Origin of the sequence: Pedobacter sp. FW305-3-2-15-E-R2A2 (assembly GCF_038446955.1) — a bacterium.
GTDB lineage: Bacteria > Bacteroidota > Bacteroidia > Sphingobacteriales > Sphingobacteriaceae > Pedobacter.
Genome location: NZ_CP151803.1, coordinates 4,497,267 through 4,520,014, shown reverse-complemented (window position 1 = coordinate 4,520,014; position 22,748 = coordinate 4,497,267). Strand labels below are relative to the sequence as shown.

The following is a 22,748-nucleotide window of genomic DNA, read 5'->3' as shown; positions in this document are numbered from 1 at the left end:
CAAAAATAGATTTAGAGCATAATAAAAAGATGATAGTTATGAAGGGAGATGCTGAAGATACGTTGGTATGCACAGAATCATTAAATCAATTGTCGGGTATTTTGGCTAGCTATTCAGTCGGTTCGGACCCTTTTTTCGGTGGTGTTGGGATTGCGGCGACATTTTTATTATTTGGATATGAAAATGATGATAGTTTATATTATGATAGAGGCATTGATGCATTAGTTTGTGTACTCAGGGATGTTAAAAGCAACGATTATTTATCGTATCCTTATGATATTCTGGCGATGGGTAATTTTATTGAACTTTTAAATCATGCGAATATTATTGAATTTAAAAGTTCAGATTTTTTCCAAAAATTCGATGAAAGCATTCTCTTTGACAGAAAAAATATAAATGACATCTCTACAGTTTCCGGGCGAATATCGCTTTGCTACTATTTGATCAACAAAATAGCTAATAAAAAGATGAGCGGAAAGAAAACATTGTTTTTGCAAATCATTTTGGAATGTCTGCTGGAAATCACAGTTAAATTACAAAGGAAGTTGAGTAGTTTGGCCGATCATGGTCTGAATTATACTTCAGGATCAGTTACCTTTATATACACCGTCTATTCCTTGGCCAAATATCTGATTGAGAAAAATATCTATAAAGGTATTGCGGGACAAATTTTAATACAAATAGATAGCATGTCTGTTTCAGGTCTAAAGATTGTACTTAATCCCTATGAGCTTATCCTGTTGAGTTTTCTTCAATCCGGTGTCATAGACAAAGAGGTTGTAGAAGGCATTGCCAATGAGGCTAATATTGAGCAGATTAACCTGAAATACAAAATTAATTTACCGGAATTATTTTGTATTTATCTTTTTTTAAGGAATGACCATAAACTATGGGCTAAGTACAGAGAGAAAATTAGAACTCAGCTGTCTGTATTTTTTAAGTTTAATCTTGAAAAACAAACTAAAATCAATAATCCTGGTATTTTGAATGGTTTGTCAATTTTTGTGATCCTATTTGGTTGTTCCAATAAAAAATTCCTTAATCATGTATCCAGATATGCCCATCTGTATAACTTTCATGAATGATGGAAATCAAAATAAACAGATCGACAATAGCTAAACAGGACGGACTAACATGATCCTTGCAAAGTAAATATGGATTTACTTGTTAAATTAACTTACAACCTATGATTTATTTGTCGGCTCAGCCAGCTACATTTTATTTTAAGTGGCAATTAGAAGTTCAACTTTTCAATTTTAGCAGATTAGGCATTAAGAGAGAAGATATCCATGTTTTATTTGGTTATCAGGATTTAAATGAAATTGATCCCCGGATAACAGCTTTTGCCAGTGCCAATACTTTAGCTCAGTTTTTCTTTTATAAAGATACCAGGCCAAAAAATTTATATGAATCTACCATTAGGCCGCATATCATTAAACAGCATTTTGATCGATTTCCTTCATTATCTAATGAGTCGGTTTTCTATCATGATTCAGATATCATTTTTAGAGAGGTACCATCATTTGACTATATGCTGAAGGATGATCTTTGGTATTTTTCTAATACTGACAGCTATATCGGGGTCAATCACTTAAAAAGCTGCGGAGTGGATCTTTTTCACGAAATGTGTGATATTCTTGATGTTGGTAAAGAAAAAATTTCCGCACTAAAAATTTCTGGTGGGGCACAAGGTTTGATAAAGAACACGAATTCATTTTTTTGGGAATGTGTGGAAAGGGATTCTAGTAATTTATATAATTACCTGCATACTCAGATTTATAGACTGGAGAAGGATTACAACAATACTGTTGAAAATTCTAGCGGCCTTTCTTTTGCTAACAAAATCCAGCCATGGTGTGCCGACATGTGGTCATTACTCTGGAATGGTGTGAAATTTGGCCATAAGATAACAGTTGATCCAGAGCTGGATTTTTGCTGGCCCAGTGAAAACATAGGGCGGTGGGAGGAATGCAAAATCTTTCATAATGCCGGTGTTACTGAAGAAAACGCACATATTCTATTTCATAAAGCTGATTTTAATAATAAATCCCCATATAAAACCGATTTCCGTTATGTTGACGCTACGAGGTGTAGCCAAAAATATGTCGAGGAAATAAAAAGCTATATAAACAGCCAACGAATTAAGTTACATGATGTAACGTTTGTTTATATTTCAAGGTCAGAAGAACAATCAGCAAAATTAGAATTTATAACGAAATGGGTATTGCGAAACTTTGATACCAATATTTCTATTATAAATTTGTCAAAATCACCCTTGCTAAATATAGACCTTACTCAAGGGAATGTCAAAATCGAAAGCATTAATGAATATACCTTAGCACAGCTGGAAATCAACGTGTTTTTAGAAAAGCTGGAGAGCAAAATTTTATTAATGCAAGAAATTGATTTTTTTGTTGATATTGATCAGATTGTTGAGGCCGTACAACTTCTTCGTGATGAAATGTGTGAGCTTGTAGTACCTCATTCCGGATCAGTTTTTAATATACTTAACCACAATACCAAAAAGAGATTTTATCAGAATTTTGAGGTATCTACGCTGATTGATGCTAAAGTTGAGACGAATTGTAAACAGTTTTATGGAGGAATCTTTGTCGCCAACCGAACATGGTATTTGAAAATCGGCGGAGAAAATGAGCAGTTCAGTTACTCCTATATTAAAGGGCTTGATCGTGCAGCCAGGACAGCTCTTTATGGTGGTCGTCTGAGAAGTATTGAAGGTCTATTGTTTAATCTATCTGTCTATCATCTGGATGATTTTGCTTTATCGAAAGACTATTTAAATGAGGTTAAGCTGCTCAGTGATACGTTGTAAAACTGAAATCAAAATACTCAACCGGTAACGCTTCTCTTATTGTGGCAGTATTTGTCGTCGATGCTGATTTTCTATCTGGGAAAGTCATTACTCCATGTTTATTTTCTATATTTAAATCAAAGCGGAAATACATGAAAAAAGAGATTGAAAAATACCTGGCTGTTCCGGGCAAGAAAGTTTCATTAAAAGACTATAGAACCAGTTATAACGGCGATCAGGAAAAGGAAGATGGGAAAGAAGAACTGGAAGAAATTAAGGAAAGGCTAAGTAAACTACAGGAAACCCTCTATGCTGCAAATGCTCATTCTGTTCTTATTCTTTTTCAGGCTATGGATGCGGCGGGAAAAGACAGTGCAATCTCGCATGTGATGTCTGGATTAAACCCGCAGGGCTGCCAGGTTTTTAGCTTTAAAACCCCGACGTCAGAAGAATATGAGCATAATTTTTTATGGCGCCACTATAAAGCGTTACCCGAAAGAGGCCGGATCGGTATTCATAACAGGTCACACTATGAAAATGTACTCGTTTGTAAAGTCCATCCTGAATATGTCCTGAGTGAAAATATTCCCGGTTATCAGGACGTCAAAGATATAGATGATAAGTTCTGGAAAAATAGGTATGAAAGTATCCGCAACTTTGAAAAGCACATCTCCGATAACGGAACCGCCATCATCAAAATCTTTCTTAACGTTTCGAAAGATGAGCAAAAGGCCCGTTTCCTTGATCGGATCAATGATCCCGCGAAAAACTGGAAGTTCTCTTCCGCAGATATTACAGAGCGTGGCAGATGGGAGGATTATATGGAAGCTTATGAAATGGCTATAGCAGAAACTTCGACTGAACAAGCACCATGGTACATTGTTCCTGCTGATAAAAAATGGCACGCAAGGTTAGCGATTAGCCAGATTCTTGAAGAACACTTTAACAGATTGGATCTCAAGTTTCCGGTTCTTGAGGAAGCAGAGATGAAAAAACTGGCTGAAATCAAGGAAGAACTTTTAAAAACGTAAAAAGAAGCAATCTATTGGATGGCTGAAATCTTTGCCCTGAAGGGGGCAAATTTTTCTATGCCCTCTCACAGACCGCATCTTTTTCCTGAATAGCATGATGCTTAACTGTCAATTGGAAATGCAACAAGCCATTGGCATTTAGTTCAAAGATTCAAAGTGTTTTATAATATACTTTCGTCGTAATATCTAATAATCCCAGTTCAGGTAACTACTGTGTTTTTTTTAATCGTTTGGTGGGTAGCTTGTGGGTTTTCAGGAAAAAGATGCGTATTATGAGAAGGCATAGAAAGATTTGCCCCCTTCAGGGCAAAGATTTCAGCCATCGAATAAAATGCTTCTTTTTAGGTTAAATAGACGACTTAATAGGCTAGTTTGAATTTGCTCAAGTCCGGAGTTCGCTCACGTTTCCTTTCCAGTTCATATTGATAGATGATGCGTCCTATGTTTCCCATGAAAGGATAGCAAACCGTCTCATATTCGTATTTATTGTCATTATAGATACCATCATCATTAGATTGAACCACGGCAGTCAGGAAGAATTCAATTTTGTTTTTTAAATCTACGATGTAGGCGTTATCGATGATGAAACCATAGGAATCTCCATATTTGTTGAATATTCGGATATTAGGTTCAATGACTGCATCTTTCTCCCTGCCATAATACAGCATTTTTGCGTAGGCGGGCCAGAATTCTGTGACATTATAAGATGGATAAATGCTTTCTGCGGGTAATTTACTCATTTGGGTGTAGATGAGCTTATAATCTTCTGCGGTCAGGTTAAATCTTTCGTTTTCAGGAAATGCTTCGGGGCTGATCAGCTTCCTCATCATGGCCTGCTGATCGGAGATGCTGAAGGCATTTTTATTTTCCAGATTAAAGGGCTTGTTGACCAGCTGTTCGGTACTGTCCATATAACCTTTCCCCATTGTGGTATTGCTGAGCTGAAGGGGGTATTCTTTGGGATCGTATTGTTCCTCCTGGGTGTAAATCAGTTTGTTTTTATAGTAGAATTTGATGGGATTGGTATGTTTTGCCGATTCTCCCGTATCGCCTATGGCCAGTCTGTTTAGTATTCGACTGTCATTGAAACCGTACTTTTTGAGTTTTGCATTGATTTCTGCACGTCCAATGAATTCAAAAAGACGGTTAAATGCGTCATTATCGCTGGTCAGCAGGATCTTTTTGATATAATGTTCTACGGAAGGAAGGCCATCTGCGGAGCTGCTGTCTTTGGATACTTTTGTTTGTCCGGCATAGGCCGAATCTGTGATCATGGTACTTTTGGCATTCAGGTCTTTTACTTTTAGCTTCAGGTCATTGATTTTCTCCAGGGCAAAGATAACTGCGGCAAGTTTTACGGTGCTGGCAGGGTAGAAGTAGCGGTGGTTATCCAGATTGTAGCTATAACTTTTAAAGCTGGGAATGTTTTTATTGTTTCTGTTGACCTGTGTATATAGGAGTTGGACCTGATTCTTTTGCGGGTGATTCAGTATATTGGAAAAGAGCTCCGGATTGTTGCGCATCAATTGTTCAATGAGGACAGTGTCAGGTTGTTGTGCCATGGTATTCAGGCTAAACATCAGGATGAGTAGGGTAGGGATTTTCGTCTTCATCGTTGTGGTATTGTTAATTGTCTTATTGTTAAAAGAATGCTAGTCCTAAGATAGCAAGGAAATGCTAAATAGTATATCAATTGTAAAAGTTTGTTGTTAGCTGGATATTTGAGTACCTTTGCCTCGCTTTTTGGTTCCTGGTGCCAGCACTGGGATTAAAAGGGAATACGGTGTGATTCCGTAACTGTCCCGCAGCTGTAAGCTCCATAACGGTATTCAAATCGAAGCCACTTGTCTGAACTGGAATTTCCGGTGTTGGATTGGGAAGGCAGAATGTCCGGGAGTAAGTCAGAAGACCTGCCAATAGGTGTAATATTTCATAGCTTTCGGGGATTGAAGCTTGGAGTGAGTGCTTGTTTTTTGTATTTCATTTCCTTGATCTAACTGTTTGCTGTGGGTAAATAACTCACAACAAAAATGAGAAGAAACAATTTTACCATTAAAGGTATAAACCCTTGTTTTTTTACTTTTCTGGCCATTAGCTGGCTTGGGGGAATTATGCCTTTAAATTTGCTGGCACAGCGGGATTCGGTAAAATTATCCAGGAAAGACTCCCTGGAGAAAGTCAATCAGTTGAAAGAAGTACAGATCAGGACCGTAAAAATCACCAGACGTCAAACCTCTTCTACTCCCTTACAAATTCTTTCCGGTGCAGACCTGGAAAAGCTGAACAGTCTTTCCGTTGCAGATGCGGTGCGTTTCTTTTCCGGCGTACAGCTTAAAGATTACGGAGGTATTGGTGGATTAAAGACCATCAATGTCCGCAGTATAGGGACCAATCATACCGCGGTATTTTACGATGGGGTCCAGCTTGGAAATGCGCAAAACGGACAGGTAGACCTTGGCAAGTTTTCTTTGGATAATATTGAAGAGATTGAATTGTATAACGGGCAGAAGAGCAATATTTTTCAATCTGCGAAAAGCTTCGCTTCAGCAAGCTCGTTATATCTGAAAGCCAGAACCCCCAGTTTTGAAGATGGCAGGAATAACCGGATTAAAGGGGTTTTCAGAACAGGCTCTTTTGGACTGGTCAACCCATCACTATTGTGGCAGACAAAAATAACCGATCATACTTACAGTACCGTTAGTGCTGAATTTAAGAAAGCCCATGGACGTTATAAGTTCCGTTCTACCAATGGTGCCTGGGACACTACCGGAGTGAGAACCGATGGTGATGTAGAGTCAATGAGATTGGAATTGGGGCTGAATGGAGTTCTTCGGGATAGTAGTAAATGGAGTGTTAAATTTTACGGCTATAAAGACAATCAAGGTTTACCTGGCGCTATTGTAGCTAACGTATGGCATTTTTCTCAGCGTCAATGGGATCGGAATTTCTTTGTACAGTCAGCTTACGAAAAGAACATCGGAAAGTATAGCCTGATGGCTACGGTGAAATATTCAAACGATTATCTACGTTACCTGGATCCGAACATTGTAACAACAGACGGACTTTTGAACAATAAGTACCATCAACAGGAATTTTACCTATCATTGGCAAATAAATTGAAGATTAACAAATTTTGGGACCTGGTTTGGTCAACAGATTATGTTCTCAATGATATGAATGCCAATCTTTACCGCTTTGCCTATCCGACCAGAAACACATTTCTAAATGCACTTGCGACCCAGCTTCATTTTGACAGACTGGACATCCAGGCAAATCTGTTGAGTACTTTAACCTATGATAAGGTGAAAAGCGGGCCCGCATCGGGGAACAGGAATGAGCTTACACCAACTGTAATGGTATCCTGGCAGCCATTTGACCAAAAGGAATTTAGAATCCGTTCTTTTTACAAGAGCATATTCCGGATGCCAACATTTAATGACCTGTACTATACCTTTTATCAGTTTAGGGTCCTTAAGCCGGAGTATACCAAACAATATGATCTCGGTTTTACTTATATAAAAGGATACGAACATCAGGCATTAACCCAGTTTTCTATACAGGCGGATGCTTATTTTAATAAAGTGAAAGATAAAATCGTTGCTGTTCCGGGAACCTCACAGGCCATGTGGAGCATGAGAAACCTTGGAAAGGTAGAAGTGAAAGGTCTGGATGTAAATATGCAGTCTTCCTGGCAGCTCAACAAAGACCTGAGCCTGAATGCCGGCCTCAGCTATACCTACCAGCAGGCGCGGGATTCAGACCCTGCTTCAACGACTTATAAAGAACAGATCCCTTACGTACCTTTACACAACATTACTTTTCTGGCCAGTGCAGCTTATAAAAATTTCGCCTTGAATTACAGTTATCTGTATACCGGCGAGCGTTATGACCAGTCTGCGAATATTGCGGTCAATTATGTACAGCCTTTTTATACACATGATCTCGCCATACATTATAATGCCATGATCCAGAAAAGAAAAATTAAGGTTAGCGCAGAATTGAACAACCTTTTAAACCAACCATATGAGGTAATTACGAATTATCCAATGCCTGGTCGGTCGTATCGTTTTAGCTTGACTTACGATTATTAACATGAAAAAAATCAGATATAAATCTCAAAATGTATTCACGGTCTTACTGTTGGCGGTAATGCTGATGAGTGCTTGCCGTAAAGATCTGCAGGTGCCGAAGGAAGAAAAGGAATATTTATTTTCACCAAGACCTAATGACCCTATTAAAGGGATCTATTTAGTCAACGAGGGGAATATGGGAATGAACAAAGCCTCTCTTGATTTTGTAGACTTTGAAGCCGGACAATATAGAAGGAATATTTATAGCGAAGCCAATCCCTTGCAGGTTAAAGGCCTTGGAGATGTGGGGAATGATGCAGGCGTATATGGTTCCAAACTATACATCGTCGTTAATATTTCTAATAAGGTGGAAGTATTAGATGTAAAAACGGGCAAGCGCATCCAGCAAATTAACATTACCAATTGCCGATACATCACCTTTAATAAAGGTAAAGCCTATGTGAGTGCTTACTTAGGACAGGTAGGTAATCCTGCAGAGCCAAACGGAATTGTCGCAGAAATTGATACGACCACATTGTCGGAAGTCAGAAGGGTGAAAGTGGGACGGCAGCCGGAAGAAATGGCGATTGTTAAAGATAAATTATATATAGCCAACTCTGGAGGGTACAGTCCTGGTAATTATGAACGTACCGTTTCTGTGGTGGATTTAAACTCCTTTACGGAAACAAAACGAATCGATGTCGCCATCAACCTTCACCGCTTAAAAGCAGATAGATTTGGCGACCTGTACGTAACCTCAAGAGGGGATTATCTGGACACTCATTCCAAGTTATTTGTGATCGATACCCAGACAGATCAGGTAAAATTACAATATGATATTGCAGTGAGTAATTTAACGATCAGTAATGACGTTGTCTATTTCTATGGTTCTGAATGGAGTCATAATACCGGAAAGATGACCGTTTCTTATGGGATGTTGGATGTGCTCAGTAAGAAAGTGCTGGATACAAAATTTATTACCGATGGAACGGATAAAAATATTGTAATCCCGTATGGAATTGCTGTTAATCCTTTTACGAAAGAAGTATTTGTAACCGATGCAGGGAATTATGTTTCACCGGGAGTACTGTATTGCTTTAGTCCGGCTGGAGTGAAACAATGGAAGGTGACCACAGGAGATATTCCGGCTCATTTTGCCTTTGTTTACAGGTAAACAGGATTGTTAAAAATCGAGCAATTAAATCATTATAAAATCAAACACAATGAACACTAAACATTATCTGAGTATCACGCTTTTGGCAAGTGTATTATGGTTTGGATGTAAAAAGGACCGGAAAATTGAAACACCAGTTGTTCCTGAAAGTAATCAGTTTGTAACCACTTTAATCGAGTATGTTCCTGCACCGGGACAGTTTATCAATCTGTCTCTGGGCAGTATGGAAGCGGCAAAGAGTATTTTAGGCAAAGAAGGTCTGGTAAGTTTAGGCGCATGGGGCGGATACATTGTTCTTGGATTTGACCATACCGTGCTTAACCGAAAGGATCTTGCAGACCTCATAATAAAAGGAAACGCATCTCCGAATTTTGCGGAACCAGGAATTGTATGGGTGATGAAAGACGACAATAAAAATGGTAAAGCTGATGATACCTGGTATGAGATCGCAGGAAGTGAATTCGGTAAAACAGGGTATTTAAGGAATTACGAAGTGACTTATACAAGACCTGTACCCAGTACAGGTGATGTTACCTGGAAAGACAATCAGGGAAATACAGGAGTGGTAAGTGCCAATACTTTTCACAGCCAATCTTATTATCCGGACTGGCTTAGCAATACGGAACTCACCTTAAAAGGTTCCGTACTTCCTTCTACAAATATCAATATGACGAACCCGGCGATGATTACAAGTACGCCTTTTGCCTCAGGATATGCAGATAATACGGTTGACGGAGATAAAATTGACATTGCTAAAGCAGTAGATAAAGACGGTAAAACTGTGGCCCTATCCGGAATTGATTTTATTAAAATTCAAACCGGTATTCAGGCAAATATGAACGCCGTAGGCGAGCTTTCTACCGAGATTTCCAGTGTCACAGACCTGAGTCTTGTTAAATAAATGTATAAACCTAAACATGATAAAAATACAGAATATGAAACTAAACATTACTTTAAAATCGATTTCACTTGCCACAGTGCTTATGGCTGGTTTTTCTTCTTGTAAGAAGGATAAAATGCCTGATATCGTACCTGGACCTATTTCTACTTTGGGTGTCTATGTCCTGAATGAGGGCGCTTACAATTGGGCTACCTCTACTTCGAACAGCAGCATCAGCTACTATGATATCGCTACAAAAACGTTAGAAAAGGACTATTTTAAGAAGCAAAATGGAATAGATCTTGGGCTAAATGCTAACGATCTTAAACAGTATGGTAGTAAAATGTACTGCTTAGTTACCGGTACAACCACAGCGGCAAAGGATTCCTATATTGAAGTGCTCAATCTGGCTACAGGTAAATCAATCAAACGCATTGCTTTCTCTGATGCTACCGGAGGCTTTATGCCAAGGTTCATTGTTTTCAATAAAAACAAAGCTTATGTCTCAGGATATGATGGAAACATCACCAAAATTGACACCGCAAGTTTAGCAATTGATGCAAGGGTTAAAGTAGGTGGCGCATTAGAAGAACTGGCTATTGTTAATAATAAATTGTACGTGACCAATTCAGTACATCCTTTTTTTCCTTCTGATATAAAATCCAGTGTTTCTGTGGTAGATCTGAATACGTTTACCAAAATTAAAGATATTCCTGTAGGCTTAAATCCATCTAGAATCTCAGCAACGGATAACGGTGATTTATTTGTGATGACCAAAGGTCAATATCAGCCCTTTATCGCAGGCACCATAGATAAATTGAGCAGTGTTACAGATACCAAAGTGAGTAGTGACGATAAATCTGGAGCTACATTCTTAAAAATTACTGAAAAGACAGGATTTGCAATTGGTTACAATCCAGGAATATATTTGAAAGCATTAGATGTTTCTACAGGAGCACTTAAAGCAGATTTGATTACCGACGCAACGACGGTAGTCGCACCTTATGCGGTGACATTGAATCCATTAGATAATACGTTTTTTGTAGCTGATGCAAAGGACTATGCGAATGATGGGATGTTCTTTGCTTTTAGTGCAGCTGGCAAAAATTTATTTTCGTTTTCCACGGGTGTGAATCCTCAGGGAGCTGCATTCAGATACGGCTATAAATAATTGATTTTCATAAAAGCGCTCTCCCTTAAACACACACAAATGAAACCATCATGATCTTACAGACCACACAACGAAGTGTATATCAAGATCATGATAGCTTCATAACCGATAAAAGAACAAATATATACTGATGAAAATTAAACATTATCTCGTTCTTGCGCTTTTAGGTTTTAGCGTGCTAACATCCTGTAAAAAAGATGAAGAAGAAAAACGCGCACCAGCCGTTAAGATGAGCATAACTGATAAAGAGTTAAACGGAAAAGTAAATGAAAAAATCGCCTTCTCTGCAATTATTGAGAACGGTGTAGCTGTGGAACATACCTGGACGCTTGATGGCGTGATCAAGACCACGGAAAGTTCATTTGCGTTTACCCCTCCTAAGTCAGGAATTTATAACGTTACCTATACCGCAAAAGCGGAAGGAGGTACATTTACGTATGTCTATATTTTAAATGTGGGCATACCTACGGTCCCTACCACACCGGGCAGCAGTAGTTTTGTCACCAGGTTATTAGAATATAATCCTGCACCGGGACAGTTTATCAATAAAGCACCTGGAAATCTGGTAAGTGCCGAGGGAATCCTGGGCAAAAAGGGAATGGTGACGCTTGGTGCCTGGGGTGGATATATCGTCCTTGGTTTCGACCATACGGTGATCAACGAAGTCAATAAAGACGATATCATTGTTTATGGAAATCCAATGCCAAACTTTGCTGAGCCTGGCATTATCTGGGTAATGCAAGATGAGAATGGAAACGGATTGGCGGATGATACCTGGTATGAAATCGCCGGTAGTGAATTTAATAAACCTGGCTATAAAAGGGATTACTCCGTTACCTATACCAAGCCAAATCCGGTTACAGCAGACGTTCCATGGAAAGACAGCGATGGCAATACCGGAGTTGTTAAAACCAATACTTTTCACAAACAGTCTTATTTTCCGGAATGGGTAAAGGGGGATGAATATATTTTGAAAGGCTCCAAATTGCCTTCTACAGGGATTAATATGACTGTTCCTACCTACATCACCAGCGCTCCGTTTGCATGGGGTTATGCAGATAATACAGCTGATGGAGATAAGATTGACATTGCAAAAGCAGTAGATAAAGATGGTAAAAACGTGGCTCTTGCCGGAATTGATTTTATCAAGATACAGACCGGAATACAGGCCAATATGGGTTGGTTAGGTGAATTATCTACAGAAGTAATAGGTGTAGAAGACCTAAGCCTTGTAAAAGCAAAATAAACGAATACAAATACACGAAAATCATAAATGAGAATAACAGAATTGAAGGGGATAGCAGCAGCAGTAATTTTATCCGTTGCACTATTTTCTTGTAAGAAAGATAGCGCTCCGGCAGCAGAGCAGGACCTAAACCCGGTAAAAGGTAAGTATGAAGATGGATTTTTTATCATCAATGAGGGATGGTTTGGTCATGGTACCGGATCTGTCAGCTTTTTTGACGCCGCATCTGCGAGTTTGAAGGATAGTATTTTTCAGAAAGAAAATCCTGGAAAGGGATTTGAACCGCTGAGTTCTACAGTGCAGTTTGGAACGATATTTAAAAACAATTTATATGTAGTGAGCAAGGCTAAAGGGCCGGTTGTCGTTGCCGATGCAAAAACGCTGAAAGAAGTGGGACGAATCCCCGGTTCTTCAGAGTACGACTGGCGTGCATTTGTAGGGATTGATGATAACAATGGCCTGTTGAGCAGTACTGATGGGATTTACCTGGTTAACCTTAAAACGTATAAGCCTATGATGCGTCTGTTGGGTACCAAAGGACAAACCGGCGACATGTTAAAAGCAGAAAACTACGTTTATGCACTGTCTCAGTCTGATGGCGCGGTGATCTATAATGTTGCTGATTATTCTGTTGCGAAAAAGATCAAAGGGGTTACCCTTGGTTTTGCCAGAACTCCAAACGGTAAAGTTTGGTATACTGCAGGTAAATATCTCTACCAGTCTGATCCCAAAACTTTAGCAACGGACAGCGTAGAACTTCCATTTACGCCAAATACCACCTGGTCTACCTGGTATGCCTCACCAATCACAGCTTCAAGTACAGAAAATACAGTATTCTTGGTTAAGGCCAATAGCTGGGGTGGAGGAAAAACTTTATACAGGTACATCGCTGGCAATAAGGCCTCCCTGGATCAGCCTTTTGTCACCACTCCTGATAAACAATCTTTTTATAAAAATAACCTGGGCTACTACGCAAAGACGGATGAGCTGGTTACCGGAACTGTTCAGGACGGTTTCGGCGCAAACTACCTCGTGAATAAGCTTTATTTTTACAACGCCAAAACAGGGGTGTTGAATAAAACCATTACTTACGGGGAATACTATTTTCCGGCGATGTTTGTATTTCATTAAGGCCAATAAATGAATGAAAAACGGGGAAATTCCATAACAGGGATTTCCCCGTTTTATTATCCGATAGAAAAAATATAACTTTGCTATATAATTTTAAATGAACATGTCTGAATCTAAATTCAATCCGCGTACGATGATCTTGCTATTGATTATCATCTTTGTCAGCATTATCCGTGTTGCAGCTCCATTTTCCGGTGACTTTAAAGTGATCGCTAATTTCTCTGCAGTAGGAGCTATCGCTTTATTCGGAGGGGCATATTTTAACAACAACCTGAAGGCCTTTGCTTTTCCATTGCTGATTTTATTACTGAGCGATCTTTTCATCGCGAAAACTTCAGGTTATGGATTTTTCTATGGCGGCTGGTATTGGACGTATATCGCGTTTATCCTGATGGTAGTTGTAGGTAAAGTAATGATGAATAAAGTGACGGTATTAAGTTTTATCGGTTCTGCAGTTGTGGCTGTTCTTATCCACTGGATCGTTAGTGACATCAGTGCGATGTATATTCCAGGTTTATACCCGCCTACATTTGCTGGTTACATCGCCTGTTTAACCGCTGCTATTCCATATGAGAAGAGCTTCCTTTACGGAACTGTTGCTTATGGAGCAGTTATGTTTGGTGCTTTTGAAATGCTTAAAGCTAAATATCCATATTTGAGTTTAACGAATAGCAGAATAGCCGCTTAATCCGCTATCCTGTAAATTGAATCCCGGGATTCCCATGAACAATCATGAGGAGCCCGGGATTTTTTTTGCTTTTATCTTTTTTGACGTCTTTTTCAAGAATCCGGATTTAGATTTTTCGATTTAGCATTGTCCAATTGTGTATCCTTTAAATCACTGATCATCAGTGTTTAATCTTCTGTCTGAATATTGTTTTTAACCTAAATTATTTTTGCTAACTTCCATATTGTAACCAATAACTTACATTAAGCTTAATATCTTGAATTATGGGGGCAGACTCAGATATGGCAATTTTGGAAGGGTTAAAAGCAGGTGGGGGACAGCGAAGAATTTTTGAACGGGATTTGTATAAGACCTTCTTTTATTTTATCCATCAGGGCGTAAAAAAATACGGGATGACGGAAGAAGATGCGGCCAGCGCATATTCTGATACCATTATCAGCATCATTGATAACATTGTAAAAGGCAGTTTCGAGGGGCGTTCTGCCCTTAAATCTTATGGCTATAAAATCTTTTCCAACAAATGTGTTGACCTTTTAAGGAAAGATACGACTAATAAAAGAAAGGTAAATCAAGCCATGCCGATGGACAGCCTGGTGTATGAGCTTCCTGATCAGGCGAGAACCGCTGTTCAGCAAATTCTGATGAAGGAAGAGCGGCAGTACCTGATGGAGAAGCTGATTGCGCTGGGAGAAAAATGCAGGCAGGTCTTACTCTTTTTTGAAGATGGATATAGCGATAGAGATATTGCAGGTTTTATGGAATATAACTCCGCTGATGTGGTGAAAACCAGTCGCCTGCGTTGTCTGGAAAGACTCCGGAAGAAAGTTAATGTGGAACAAATCCTAAGATGAACGATTCATTAAATATCATAGAAGCCTATTTTGAAGGTTCAGTCCCTGCAGAGGAGCGCGAGGCCTTTGAAGAACGTTGTGTTAACGATGCTGATTTTGCAGCAGAGGTAGCAGGCTATATTTCTATGAGAGATGCGGTCCGCCAGCAGTTGGAGGCTGAAAAAAGAGCCGAATTCGCCTTGCTTTATGCTGAATTGGCGCCTGTCCGGAATTCAGCGAAAGTCGGTATCCGGATTAAAAAGCTTTCAATTTACTTCGCTGCGGCCTGTATTATGCTCGTGTTTGGCTGGTTCCTGCTCTGGAAAACAGCCCATGTCACCCAGTTATCGGAGGAATATATTGCAGCCAACTTTAGCACACTCGGATTGAATATGGGAGGAGCAGAAACAACAGATCAATTGCAAAAAGGAATTGCGGCTTTCAATGCTAAAAAATATGAGGAAGCGGCACAGATCTTCAGCGCAATGACCGGGCCGGGAAGGATAGAGCCGGAAGCTGTTAAAAATTTAGGGATCACCTACCTCGTTTCCCATAGGTATGAAGAGGCCATTGTCCAGTTCGACCGCCTGTCGGATTATGATTTGTATAGTAACCCCGGTCTTTTCTATAAAGCACTGGTCTTGATGAAAAGGTCTGTTGGCAACGACAGAGAGGCAGCAAAAATGCTCCTGCAGGAAGTGGTTGACCGCAATCTGGCAGGAAATAAAGAAGCAGAAATTTGGTTGCAAAAATTATAAATATCCCTATTTATGAAAAAGAATAAAGAACAACCTGAACGTAAGGATCCTCCCGTTTGGATTAAAAAAGCCAATAGCAAAACCGAGAGGTTATTGGCCAATAGTTATCGGAAAGATCAGATTTTGCTGTATTTCAAAAAGATCCCTACACCAGCAGACATCAATATCATCAAGGTCTCTCTTCGGGAGCGTGGTTTTCTTAATACCGATGGGATTAAGATCAGCACCTGCGGCAATTGTAAAATCCCGGTGCAGCTGTGGTCTGCAAAGGGAATTCATACCATGGTGAATACAGATTCTGTAAAGGCAGGGTCAGGTCCTAAATCAACTACCGTTGGGGAATCTTATTCCCTGAATTTTTTGAATACCATTCCTGAAAGAGATTCAAAGCGAAGCGGGTTAAAGAAGAGAACTGCATTAGCCCTTGATGCCAATAAGGAAGAGATCATTGTGGCGGTATTGGATACCGGTATAGACACAGACCTGATCGATCCTGCCTGTTTATGGCAGGAAACAGCAGGAGCTGCCACTGGCGACTGCTACAAAGAACAGAAAACGGGTTGGAATTTTGTATCCAATAATGCTGATTTTCGGGATGACCATGCCGGTCGGCATGGGACAGTGGTGAGCCAGTACATCATCAATGAATTTAAACAGTCCAGGGAAAACAGACTGAAAATTATGCCGCTTAAAACCCATGATAAGCATGGAGAAGGGGATCTTTTTGGGATCATCTGTGCCATTCATTTTGCTATTGCAAAAGGCGCGCAGCTGATCAATGCCAGCTGGGGGTTTTATTATTACTACGAACTTCCTATCCCTTATTTAAAAACGCTGCTCAGCAATGTGCTGAGGAAACAGGGGATTCTTTTTGTCACCGCCTCCGGAAATAAAATTGATGCAGAAGATGCGCTGGCAAAACAGCTCTATCTCCTGGAACACGGTCTGGTTTTAACGGACAGTCAGTTGCGTAATCTGGCGATTCATAATTTCTATCCTGCTCATTTGAGCACAATTACCAATAGCGTGGTTACGGTAACGACCACAGATGGAACGAGTGTAAGTGCCAGTCAGAATTATTCAAAGGAATATGTAGACCTGGGCGTACTGGCAGATCAGGTTTCAAAAGAAGGGATGCAGTTTAAATTGCCTTTTGAGACCAGCGGACCGGAAGTACTGATCAGTGGCTCTTCTTTTGCAACCGCCATTGCTACAGGGCTCATTGGGGCCAACTGTAGGAAAAGCTTGTATGTGCCCAATATTAAAAAAGCAGATTTTCTTTCGGCGCTTAAACTCCTGTTGAATGAAGACCATAGCGGCAATATTCTGGTCAACAATCCAGGCCTTGCTAAAAAACACATCCGTGACGGGGCTTGTGTTAAATAAAATAATGGATTCATTTCATTGTGTGATTGGTAAGATCATGATGGTTTCATTGAGGATCCCTTTTTTGGTATCGGTTATCTTTTGTTCGACTTTAATGTCAAAGGGGCAATGCCCTTCTGATGCGGAAATTATAACGCATGTAGCTGGCATTCAGGAAAGCATGGCCGATGGTTTTTCTGAAAAGATCAGGCGTTTAAAGGAACTGCAGGCGACATTCATGAAGTGCCATCGAACGAAAAATGCTGCCTATGCTCAGATTATACACCGCATAGGCGATATTTACAGCAAAGCCGGCGACCTGGAGCGGGCCATCATCTATACCAAAGAAGCGGTGGCTGTAAATACAGGGCAAGGGCAAGGTATTGACCCCTCATTTCTCTGCAACAGCTATTTTAACCTTGGCATCTTTTATAAGAAAATTCATTTTTTGAAGGATTCCCATCATTACTTTGAGCGTTGCATTGATGTGGGACGAGGGTATCCTGATAAACGGGCCATCGTTTTTATGGCCTATGAACAAAAAGCCTATGCTTTCTTTCAAACCGGCGATTACCAAAAAAGTATCGAGCAGGCCGATGAGGGAATCTTATTTGCAGAAGCAAATAAAGAAGTACTTGCAATGGCACCGCTTTTGGCACAAAAGGCACAATCGGAAATTGAATCAGGTTTATTTTCCGATGCGGAAGTTTGCATAAAAAAAGCGATCTCTCTATTGGAGAACGAAAATGGGGGAGCAGAACACCTTGCCACCAGTTATTCCGTATATGCAGACCTGCTTCAGAAATCAGGGAAAATCCCTTCTGCCTTAAAGTATTATCATAAATCACTGGAATTGAATAAAGAGGCAGAGAACTGGGAGCAATGTTCCAGGGATCTTCTGGAATTGGGCAGCGTTTACCTTCATGGCTTAAATCAAAGTGGAAAAGCGGTTTACTATTACAATGAAGGCCTGAAAATGGCTGCTAAGAGTGGAGATAGTTACCAGCTCGCAGGCTTGTATTCCAATATCGGGGTGGTATACTGGCGAAATAAGGACTTTCATAAAGCATTGAAATATTATCAGAAAGCATTAAATGTATTGCCCTTAAATTTTAGCGATACGGCGGTAAAAAGCAACCTCAGCAAGGACATGCTAAAATTGGTTTCCAACGACTATTTCGTTTCTACGATCCTCGCCAATAAAGGATCTTCTTTGCTCGGGCTATACCGGAAAGAAAAGAAGAAGAAAACCCTGCTGCTCGCCTTGAAAACGTATGAAATTGCAGATCAGGCAGTCGATATTATGCGCTGGAAACAGGATGGGGAGCAATCCAAGCTCATCTGGCGTAAGAAAACCAAAGAAATGTATGAGGAAGCGATAGAAGTTTGTTTTTACCTTCAAAATATCGAGAAAGCCTATTACTTCTTTGAAAAAAGCAGGGCAGTGCTGCTCAACGACAAGCTTTGTGAACTCATTGCAGAAAATTACATTGCCGAAAAAGACCGCAGGATAGAAAAGCAGTTGCGGGTAAAAACTTATACGTTGAGTATGAGGCTCTTGTCTATGAGCAAAAGTGATGCGCATTACAAAGAGGTCATGGGGAAATGGTACGATTCCCAGAACAATTGGGAAGTATTTATCCGGGGACTGGAACTGAAATATCCAACGTACTATCAATATAAATACGATAACTCTGTATATCCTTATCGGGCAGTGATGACTAAACTTCAGGATCAGAAACAATCTCTGATTGAGTATTTTACCGGTGATTCTATCGTGTATGCTTTATTCTTATCTCCGGGACAACAACAATTGCTGAGGATTCCTTACAGGTCGTACGGAAAGGATACGAAGAACCTGCTGACCCTTTGTGCCGATAAATCATTGTTGAATCAATATTATGATTGTTATGAGACGGTCGCTTATCAATTGTATGATAAACTGATTAAACCTTTAAAGATCCCGGAAGGAAGGGTGATCGTCTCTTTGGATGATCATTTTATTCCTTTTGAAGCTTTGTTGTCAGATTCGCTGGATAAAAGCAGCTTTTTAGCTCGGAAATACATTTTCAGCTATGTTCATTCCATGCGGGTTATGATGAAAAAGATCAATCTCCCTACTGTAGCTGAGCATACCTTTCTCGGCATAGCACCGTCCGCTTACAACCGCAATTTTAAACTTGCTGTCCTTCCCGGTGCGGATCAGTCGCTGGGAAATATTGTACGCTATTTTAAAACCTCCAGGCTCATCATTAACGGCGCAGCCACAAGAGCCGGCTTTTTAGACCACCTGAACAGGTATCAAATCGTACAGATTTATGCCCATGCTGCAGCAGACAGCACAAAGAAAGAACCGGTCTTGTACCTCGCAGATTCTACCGTTTCTCTTTCAGAAATTCAGAAGCTGAGCTTCCCCCATACGGAACTCGTGGTGCTTTCTGCCTGTAATACCGGCGTGGGTTACCATGCCGAAGGAGAAGGGGTCTTTAGTCTGGCCAGGGCATTCATGACCGCCGGTGTGCCCTGTACGGTTACTAACCTATGGCAGGTAGACCATAAAACGACCTATCAGTTAACCGAGTTGTTTTATAAATACCTGCAGAAGGGACTTCCGAAGGATGAAGCATTAAATCAGGCCAAACTTGATTTCCTGCAGGAGAATGATCAACTGTATAACCTGCCTTATTTCTGGGCGGCAACAATAGTTTTGGGAAATACCGATGGAATTCAACACCCGCCGCTCCACATATTTTTGATCACAGGGATGGCAACAATCCTGCTGATGGGATTGACTGTGCTGGATTGTTTGCTGTTGAAACCATAGCCTCGTTCCCTTAAAACAGCCGATGGCCAGGAAAAATAAAAAAACTTTTTAAACCTGTTTCCCTTTGTTCCTCGTTTGCGACTAATGTGTTAATCTATAGATAAATCATCAAATTAATTAACCATTAAAAACCAAAAAAACATGAAAAAGTTACTTATCCCTATTTGTGCAAGTTTGTTCCTGTTGTTTGGAGCTACATCCTCAAAAGCTCAGGAAACAGCTAAAGGTCTGATCATTAACACCAGCTCACAAGCTGAAGTAGATAAAGTGTTGGCCGCCCTTAAAAACGAAGATCCCTCTACTTACCGTTTAACGGTAACGACTAACACAGGAGGCCGTTCCAGCTCTAAAGTATATGGCACTGCGCCAATTGGAAAGATTGCGAAACTGCGTGGTTCGAGCATTGGTACCAGAGGTGGCTTAGCGGCTTCTGATATCATCGTTGTCGTAAAAGTAATTACCAAAGGAAAGGCAATTCAGGATGCAGTTATTTCTCAGTTGAATACCAATTTAACTCAGAAATCAATACAGTCTGTTAAACTGAATGCGGCTAAAGGTAAAGGGCTGTAAATACCAATCATCCCTATTTTGGGGGCGGACTGAGGTCCGCTCTCTTTTAAACTAAGATCATGATCGCTTCATAACCATAATAAAACAATATATACTGATGAAAAATAAACTACTTAAAGGCTTTCTCATTTTTCACCTTTGCATGGTTGTTTTGGGCTCAGGTTTGATGGAAGTCTCCAAAAATCAGATCTATGATGGACTCATATTAAGGTATTGCTCCTGGACGGGCGGAGGTTTTGGTTACAGTTTCTTTTCCCCAAACGTAGGCAATCAAACCGTCGTTAAAGCCTATACCCTTATGGGTAACAAAACGCTTAAACAAGATGCTTTTGGTACCGGGAAAGATATCCTCGATTGTCGCTTTTCTTCTGTCCTTCATACCTTCAGAAACCACAAAGCTTACGAACTGATGTCGAGGGTGGTTGCTTCCTATATTTTTGCCAAATATCCCAATGCAGGACCTACCTATATTTCTATCGGAGAGTACATGCCTCCAACCATGGCTGAATATCGTTTATCAAGGAAAGCAAATCATTTCCGGGAGATTTGCAATGGAACCTATACTTACAAATAAATCCCTGTATCATGAAACCTGTTACCTTTAATCATGCGATACAACTTGCAGTATTGCGCATAGGCGTTGCGATCACCATCCTGGCAAAGATATGGGTAGAATTCGATCAGCTGGAGATGTTGTTTAGTCAGCATGGAATCATTCAGGATGTGTTGACCAAACCCCTGGACATCTCCTATGTCATCTCTTTGCCCAAAGTGATCGATTTTTTCGGAATCCAGAATGAGCACTTGTTTCTGAGCAGCCTTTATGCGGTATTCGGAATTGGAGCTTGTTTTTTGCTGTTTGGTTTCCAGACAAAGATCAGTGCCTTTATCTGCTTACTCATTCATTTGATGGTCTTTAATGGCTATAACCTCCTTGCTTTCGGCTTTGATGGATTTCTATTTACGCTATTGTTTTACACGCTGATCTTTCCGGTGGAAAAGGTCTTTTCCCTGGATCGCCTGATGGGCAGGACAGATCCGTTCATCGCCCCCGATCAGCTCAATTTTTACCTGCGCATCTTACAGATTCACCTGTGCATTGTCTATTTTACCGCTGGGTTTTCAAAGCTTGGCGGACAGGAATGGATGAATGGGACCGCCATTTGGAAGGCCATCAACCAGCCTCAGTTTTATACCGGTTTAACCCCTTTTATCAAGTCGCTGGCCAGTTATCCATGGGTTTCGGCAGCACTGACCTGGGGAACACTGGCCATAGAACTGTTTTTCCCTTTGCTCATCTGGATCCGCTGGCGTAAAATGCAGGCCATCCTTCTACTGGGAATACTCCTCATGCATGTTTTTATCGGCGCGGTGATGGGCTTGCAGATGTTTGCCTGGATCATGATCGTGTTTGACCTCAGTGCTTTTGGAGGCATCTTGTTTAAGTGGTCAAATCAGCTCTTTTTAGCTATATTTGATCGGAAGAGCAATGCTTATGAAGAAGAAATTAGTGGTCTTAACGGGTGCCGGAATTAGTGCAGAAAGCGGATTGAAAACTTTCCGGGATACCGATGGGTTATGGGAAGGTTATAATGTTTACGATGTGGCTACTCCGGAAGCCTGGCGGAAAAATCCGGATCTGGTGCAGGATTTTTACAATCAGCGAAGAAAACAGGTTTTGGCCGCACAGCCCAATGATGCGCACCTTGGACTGGTAGAATTGGAAAAGTATTATGATGTTCAGGTGATTACGCAAAATATAGACGACCTGCACGAAAGGGCTGGTTCTTCCAATGTGATCCACCTGCATGGGGTGATTACGCGTTCCCAATCGGACCTTAATCCGGGGCTAACCTATCCCATAGACGGATGGGAAATCAAAATGGGCGACCGCTGTGAACTGGGCAGCCAGTTGCGTGCGCATGTCGTTTGGTTTGGGGAATCCGTTCCTATGATCGAAACCGCATCCGAAATCTGTGAATCGGCTGATATCTTTGTCCTGGTTGGCAGCTCACTGGCCGTGTATCCGGCTGCAGGTTTAATTAATTTCGTCCCTTCACAAAGTCCGAGATATATTATTGACCCGAAAATCCCGGAAGTAAGAAACCGCAAACAGGTGATCAGAATCGAAAAGACCGCTACCGAAGGATTGAAAGAATTGTTGCAGTTGCTAACCTGAAATCAGTCGCTGAACTGAA

General features: G+C 40.6%; 19 protein-coding genes and 1 riboswitch. Of the genes, 18 read left to right on the top strand and 1 reads right to left on the bottom strand.

The annotated features are described in order from the left end of the window. Window positions 1-38: 38 nt before the first annotated feature. The 3 genes from AAFF35_RS18200 to AAFF35_RS18190 all read left to right on the top strand — a co-directional run bounded on the left by AAFF35_RS18200 (window position 39) and on the right by AAFF35_RS18190 (window position 3,843). The gene (locus AAFF35_RS18200) at window positions 39-1,085 is read left to right on the top strand and encodes a hypothetical protein (protein WP_342327954.1); all 1,047 of its coding nucleotides are present in this window, start codon (window positions 39-41) and stop codon (window positions 1,083-1,085) included. A gap of 101 nt (window positions 1,086-1,186) precedes the next feature. Next, window positions 1,187-2,833, top strand: a complete 1,647-nt coding sequence (locus AAFF35_RS18195; protein WP_342327953.1) for a hypothetical protein — start codon at window positions 1,187-1,189, stop codon at window positions 2,831-2,833. 131 nt (window positions 2,834-2,964) lie between these two features. Then, the gene (locus AAFF35_RS18190; RefSeq protein WP_342327952.1) at window positions 2,965-3,843 is read left to right on the top strand and encodes a polyphosphate kinase 2 family protein; all 879 of its coding nucleotides are present in this window, start codon (window positions 2,965-2,967) and stop codon (window positions 3,841-3,843) included. A 359-nt stretch (window positions 3,844-4,202) separates the two neighbouring features. Here AAFF35_RS18190 and AAFF35_RS18185 read toward each other — a convergent pair whose 3' ends face one another. Next, window positions 4,203-5,456, bottom strand: coding sequence for a serine hydrolase (locus AAFF35_RS18185; protein ID WP_342327951.1), 1,254 nt, complete (start codon window positions 5,454-5,456; stop codon window positions 4,203-4,205). Between the two features lie 114 nt (window positions 5,457-5,570). Next, window positions 5,571-5,776, top strand: a riboswitch (cobalamin riboswitch). A gap of 97 nt (window positions 5,777-5,873) precedes the next feature. Here AAFF35_RS18185 and AAFF35_RS18180 point away from each other — a divergent pair. From AAFF35_RS18180 to AAFF35_RS18110, 15 genes are all read left to right on the top strand, one after another. Next, window positions 5,874-7,934 (top strand): TonB-dependent receptor, encoded by a 2,061-nt coding sequence (locus AAFF35_RS18180; RefSeq protein WP_342327950.1) that lies wholly within the window; start codon window positions 5,874-5,876, stop codon window positions 7,932-7,934. Window position 7,935: 1 nt separating this feature from the next. After that, a complete protein-coding gene (locus tag AAFF35_RS18175) occupies window positions 7,936-9,087 on the top strand; it encodes a DUF5074 domain-containing protein (protein WP_342327949.1) in 1,152 nt (383 codons plus the stop codon). 49 nt (window positions 9,088-9,136) lie between these two features. Further along, window positions 9,137-9,988: a cell surface protein gene (locus tag AAFF35_RS18170; RefSeq protein WP_342327948.1), complete on the top strand. Its 852-nt coding sequence runs from the start codon at window positions 9,137-9,139 to the stop codon at window positions 9,986-9,988. 34 nt (window positions 9,989-10,022) lie between these two features. Further along, window positions 10,023-11,138 (top strand): DUF5074 domain-containing protein, encoded by a 1,116-nt coding sequence (locus AAFF35_RS18165; protein ID WP_342327947.1) that lies wholly within the window; start codon window positions 10,023-10,025, stop codon window positions 11,136-11,138. A gap of 130 nt (window positions 11,139-11,268) precedes the next feature. Beyond that, on the top strand, window positions 11,269-12,384 hold the full coding sequence (locus tag AAFF35_RS18160) for a PKD domain-containing protein (RefSeq protein ID WP_342327946.1): 1,116 nt from the start codon (window positions 11,269-11,271) through the stop codon (window positions 12,382-12,384). Between the two features lie 27 nt (window positions 12,385-12,411). Beyond that, window positions 12,412-13,515: a DUF5074 domain-containing protein gene (locus AAFF35_RS18155; RefSeq protein WP_342327945.1), complete on the top strand. Its 1,104-nt coding sequence runs from the start codon at window positions 12,412-12,414 to the stop codon at window positions 13,513-13,515. 103 nt (window positions 13,516-13,618) lie between these two features. After that, window positions 13,619-14,203, top strand: a complete 585-nt coding sequence (locus AAFF35_RS18150) for a DUF6580 family putative transport protein (RefSeq protein WP_342327944.1) — start codon at window positions 13,619-13,621, stop codon at window positions 14,201-14,203. A gap of 263 nt (window positions 14,204-14,466) precedes the next feature. Then, window positions 14,467-15,054, top strand: a complete 588-nt coding sequence (locus AAFF35_RS18145; RefSeq protein ID WP_342327943.1) for a sigma-70 family RNA polymerase sigma factor — start codon at window positions 14,467-14,469, stop codon at window positions 15,052-15,054. Beyond that, window positions 15,051-15,791 carry a hypothetical protein gene (locus AAFF35_RS18140; RefSeq protein WP_342327942.1) on the top strand — a complete coding sequence of 247 codons (741 nt, stop codon included), beginning with the start codon at window positions 15,051-15,053 and terminating at the stop codon, window positions 15,789-15,791. Before AAFF35_RS18145 ends, AAFF35_RS18140 begins: the two co-directional genes overlap by 4 nt. A gap of 12 nt (window positions 15,792-15,803) precedes the next feature. Then, on the top strand, window positions 15,804-17,177 hold the full coding sequence (locus AAFF35_RS18135) for a S8 family serine peptidase (RefSeq protein ID WP_342327941.1): 1,374 nt from the start codon (window positions 15,804-15,806) through the stop codon (window positions 17,175-17,177). Between the two features lie 4 nt (window positions 17,178-17,181). Continuing rightward, window positions 17,182-19,980: a CHAT domain-containing tetratricopeptide repeat protein gene (locus AAFF35_RS18130; RefSeq protein ID WP_342327940.1), complete on the top strand. Its 2,799-nt coding sequence runs from the start codon at window positions 17,182-17,184 to the stop codon at window positions 19,978-19,980. A gap of 141 nt (window positions 19,981-20,121) precedes the next feature. After that, a complete protein-coding gene (locus tag AAFF35_RS18125; RefSeq protein ID WP_342327939.1) occupies window positions 20,122-20,550 on the top strand; it encodes a hypothetical protein in 429 nt (142 codons plus the stop codon). A 97-nt stretch (window positions 20,551-20,647) separates the two neighbouring features. Continuing rightward, complete coding sequence (locus tag AAFF35_RS18120) at window positions 20,648-21,124, top strand: hypothetical protein (RefSeq protein WP_342327938.1); 477 nt, start codon at window positions 20,648-20,650, stop codon at window positions 21,122-21,124. Between the two features lie 11 nt (window positions 21,125-21,135). After that, window positions 21,136-22,086, top strand: a complete 951-nt coding sequence (locus AAFF35_RS18115; RefSeq protein WP_342327937.1) for an HTTM domain-containing protein — start codon at window positions 21,136-21,138, stop codon at window positions 22,084-22,086. Next, window positions 22,046-22,729: an NAD-dependent deacylase gene (locus AAFF35_RS18110; protein WP_342327936.1), complete on the top strand. Its 684-nt coding sequence runs from the start codon at window positions 22,046-22,048 to the stop codon at window positions 22,727-22,729. The genes AAFF35_RS18115 and AAFF35_RS18110 overlap by 41 nt, the downstream gene beginning before the upstream one ends. Window positions 22,730-22,748 lie beyond the last annotated feature (19 nt).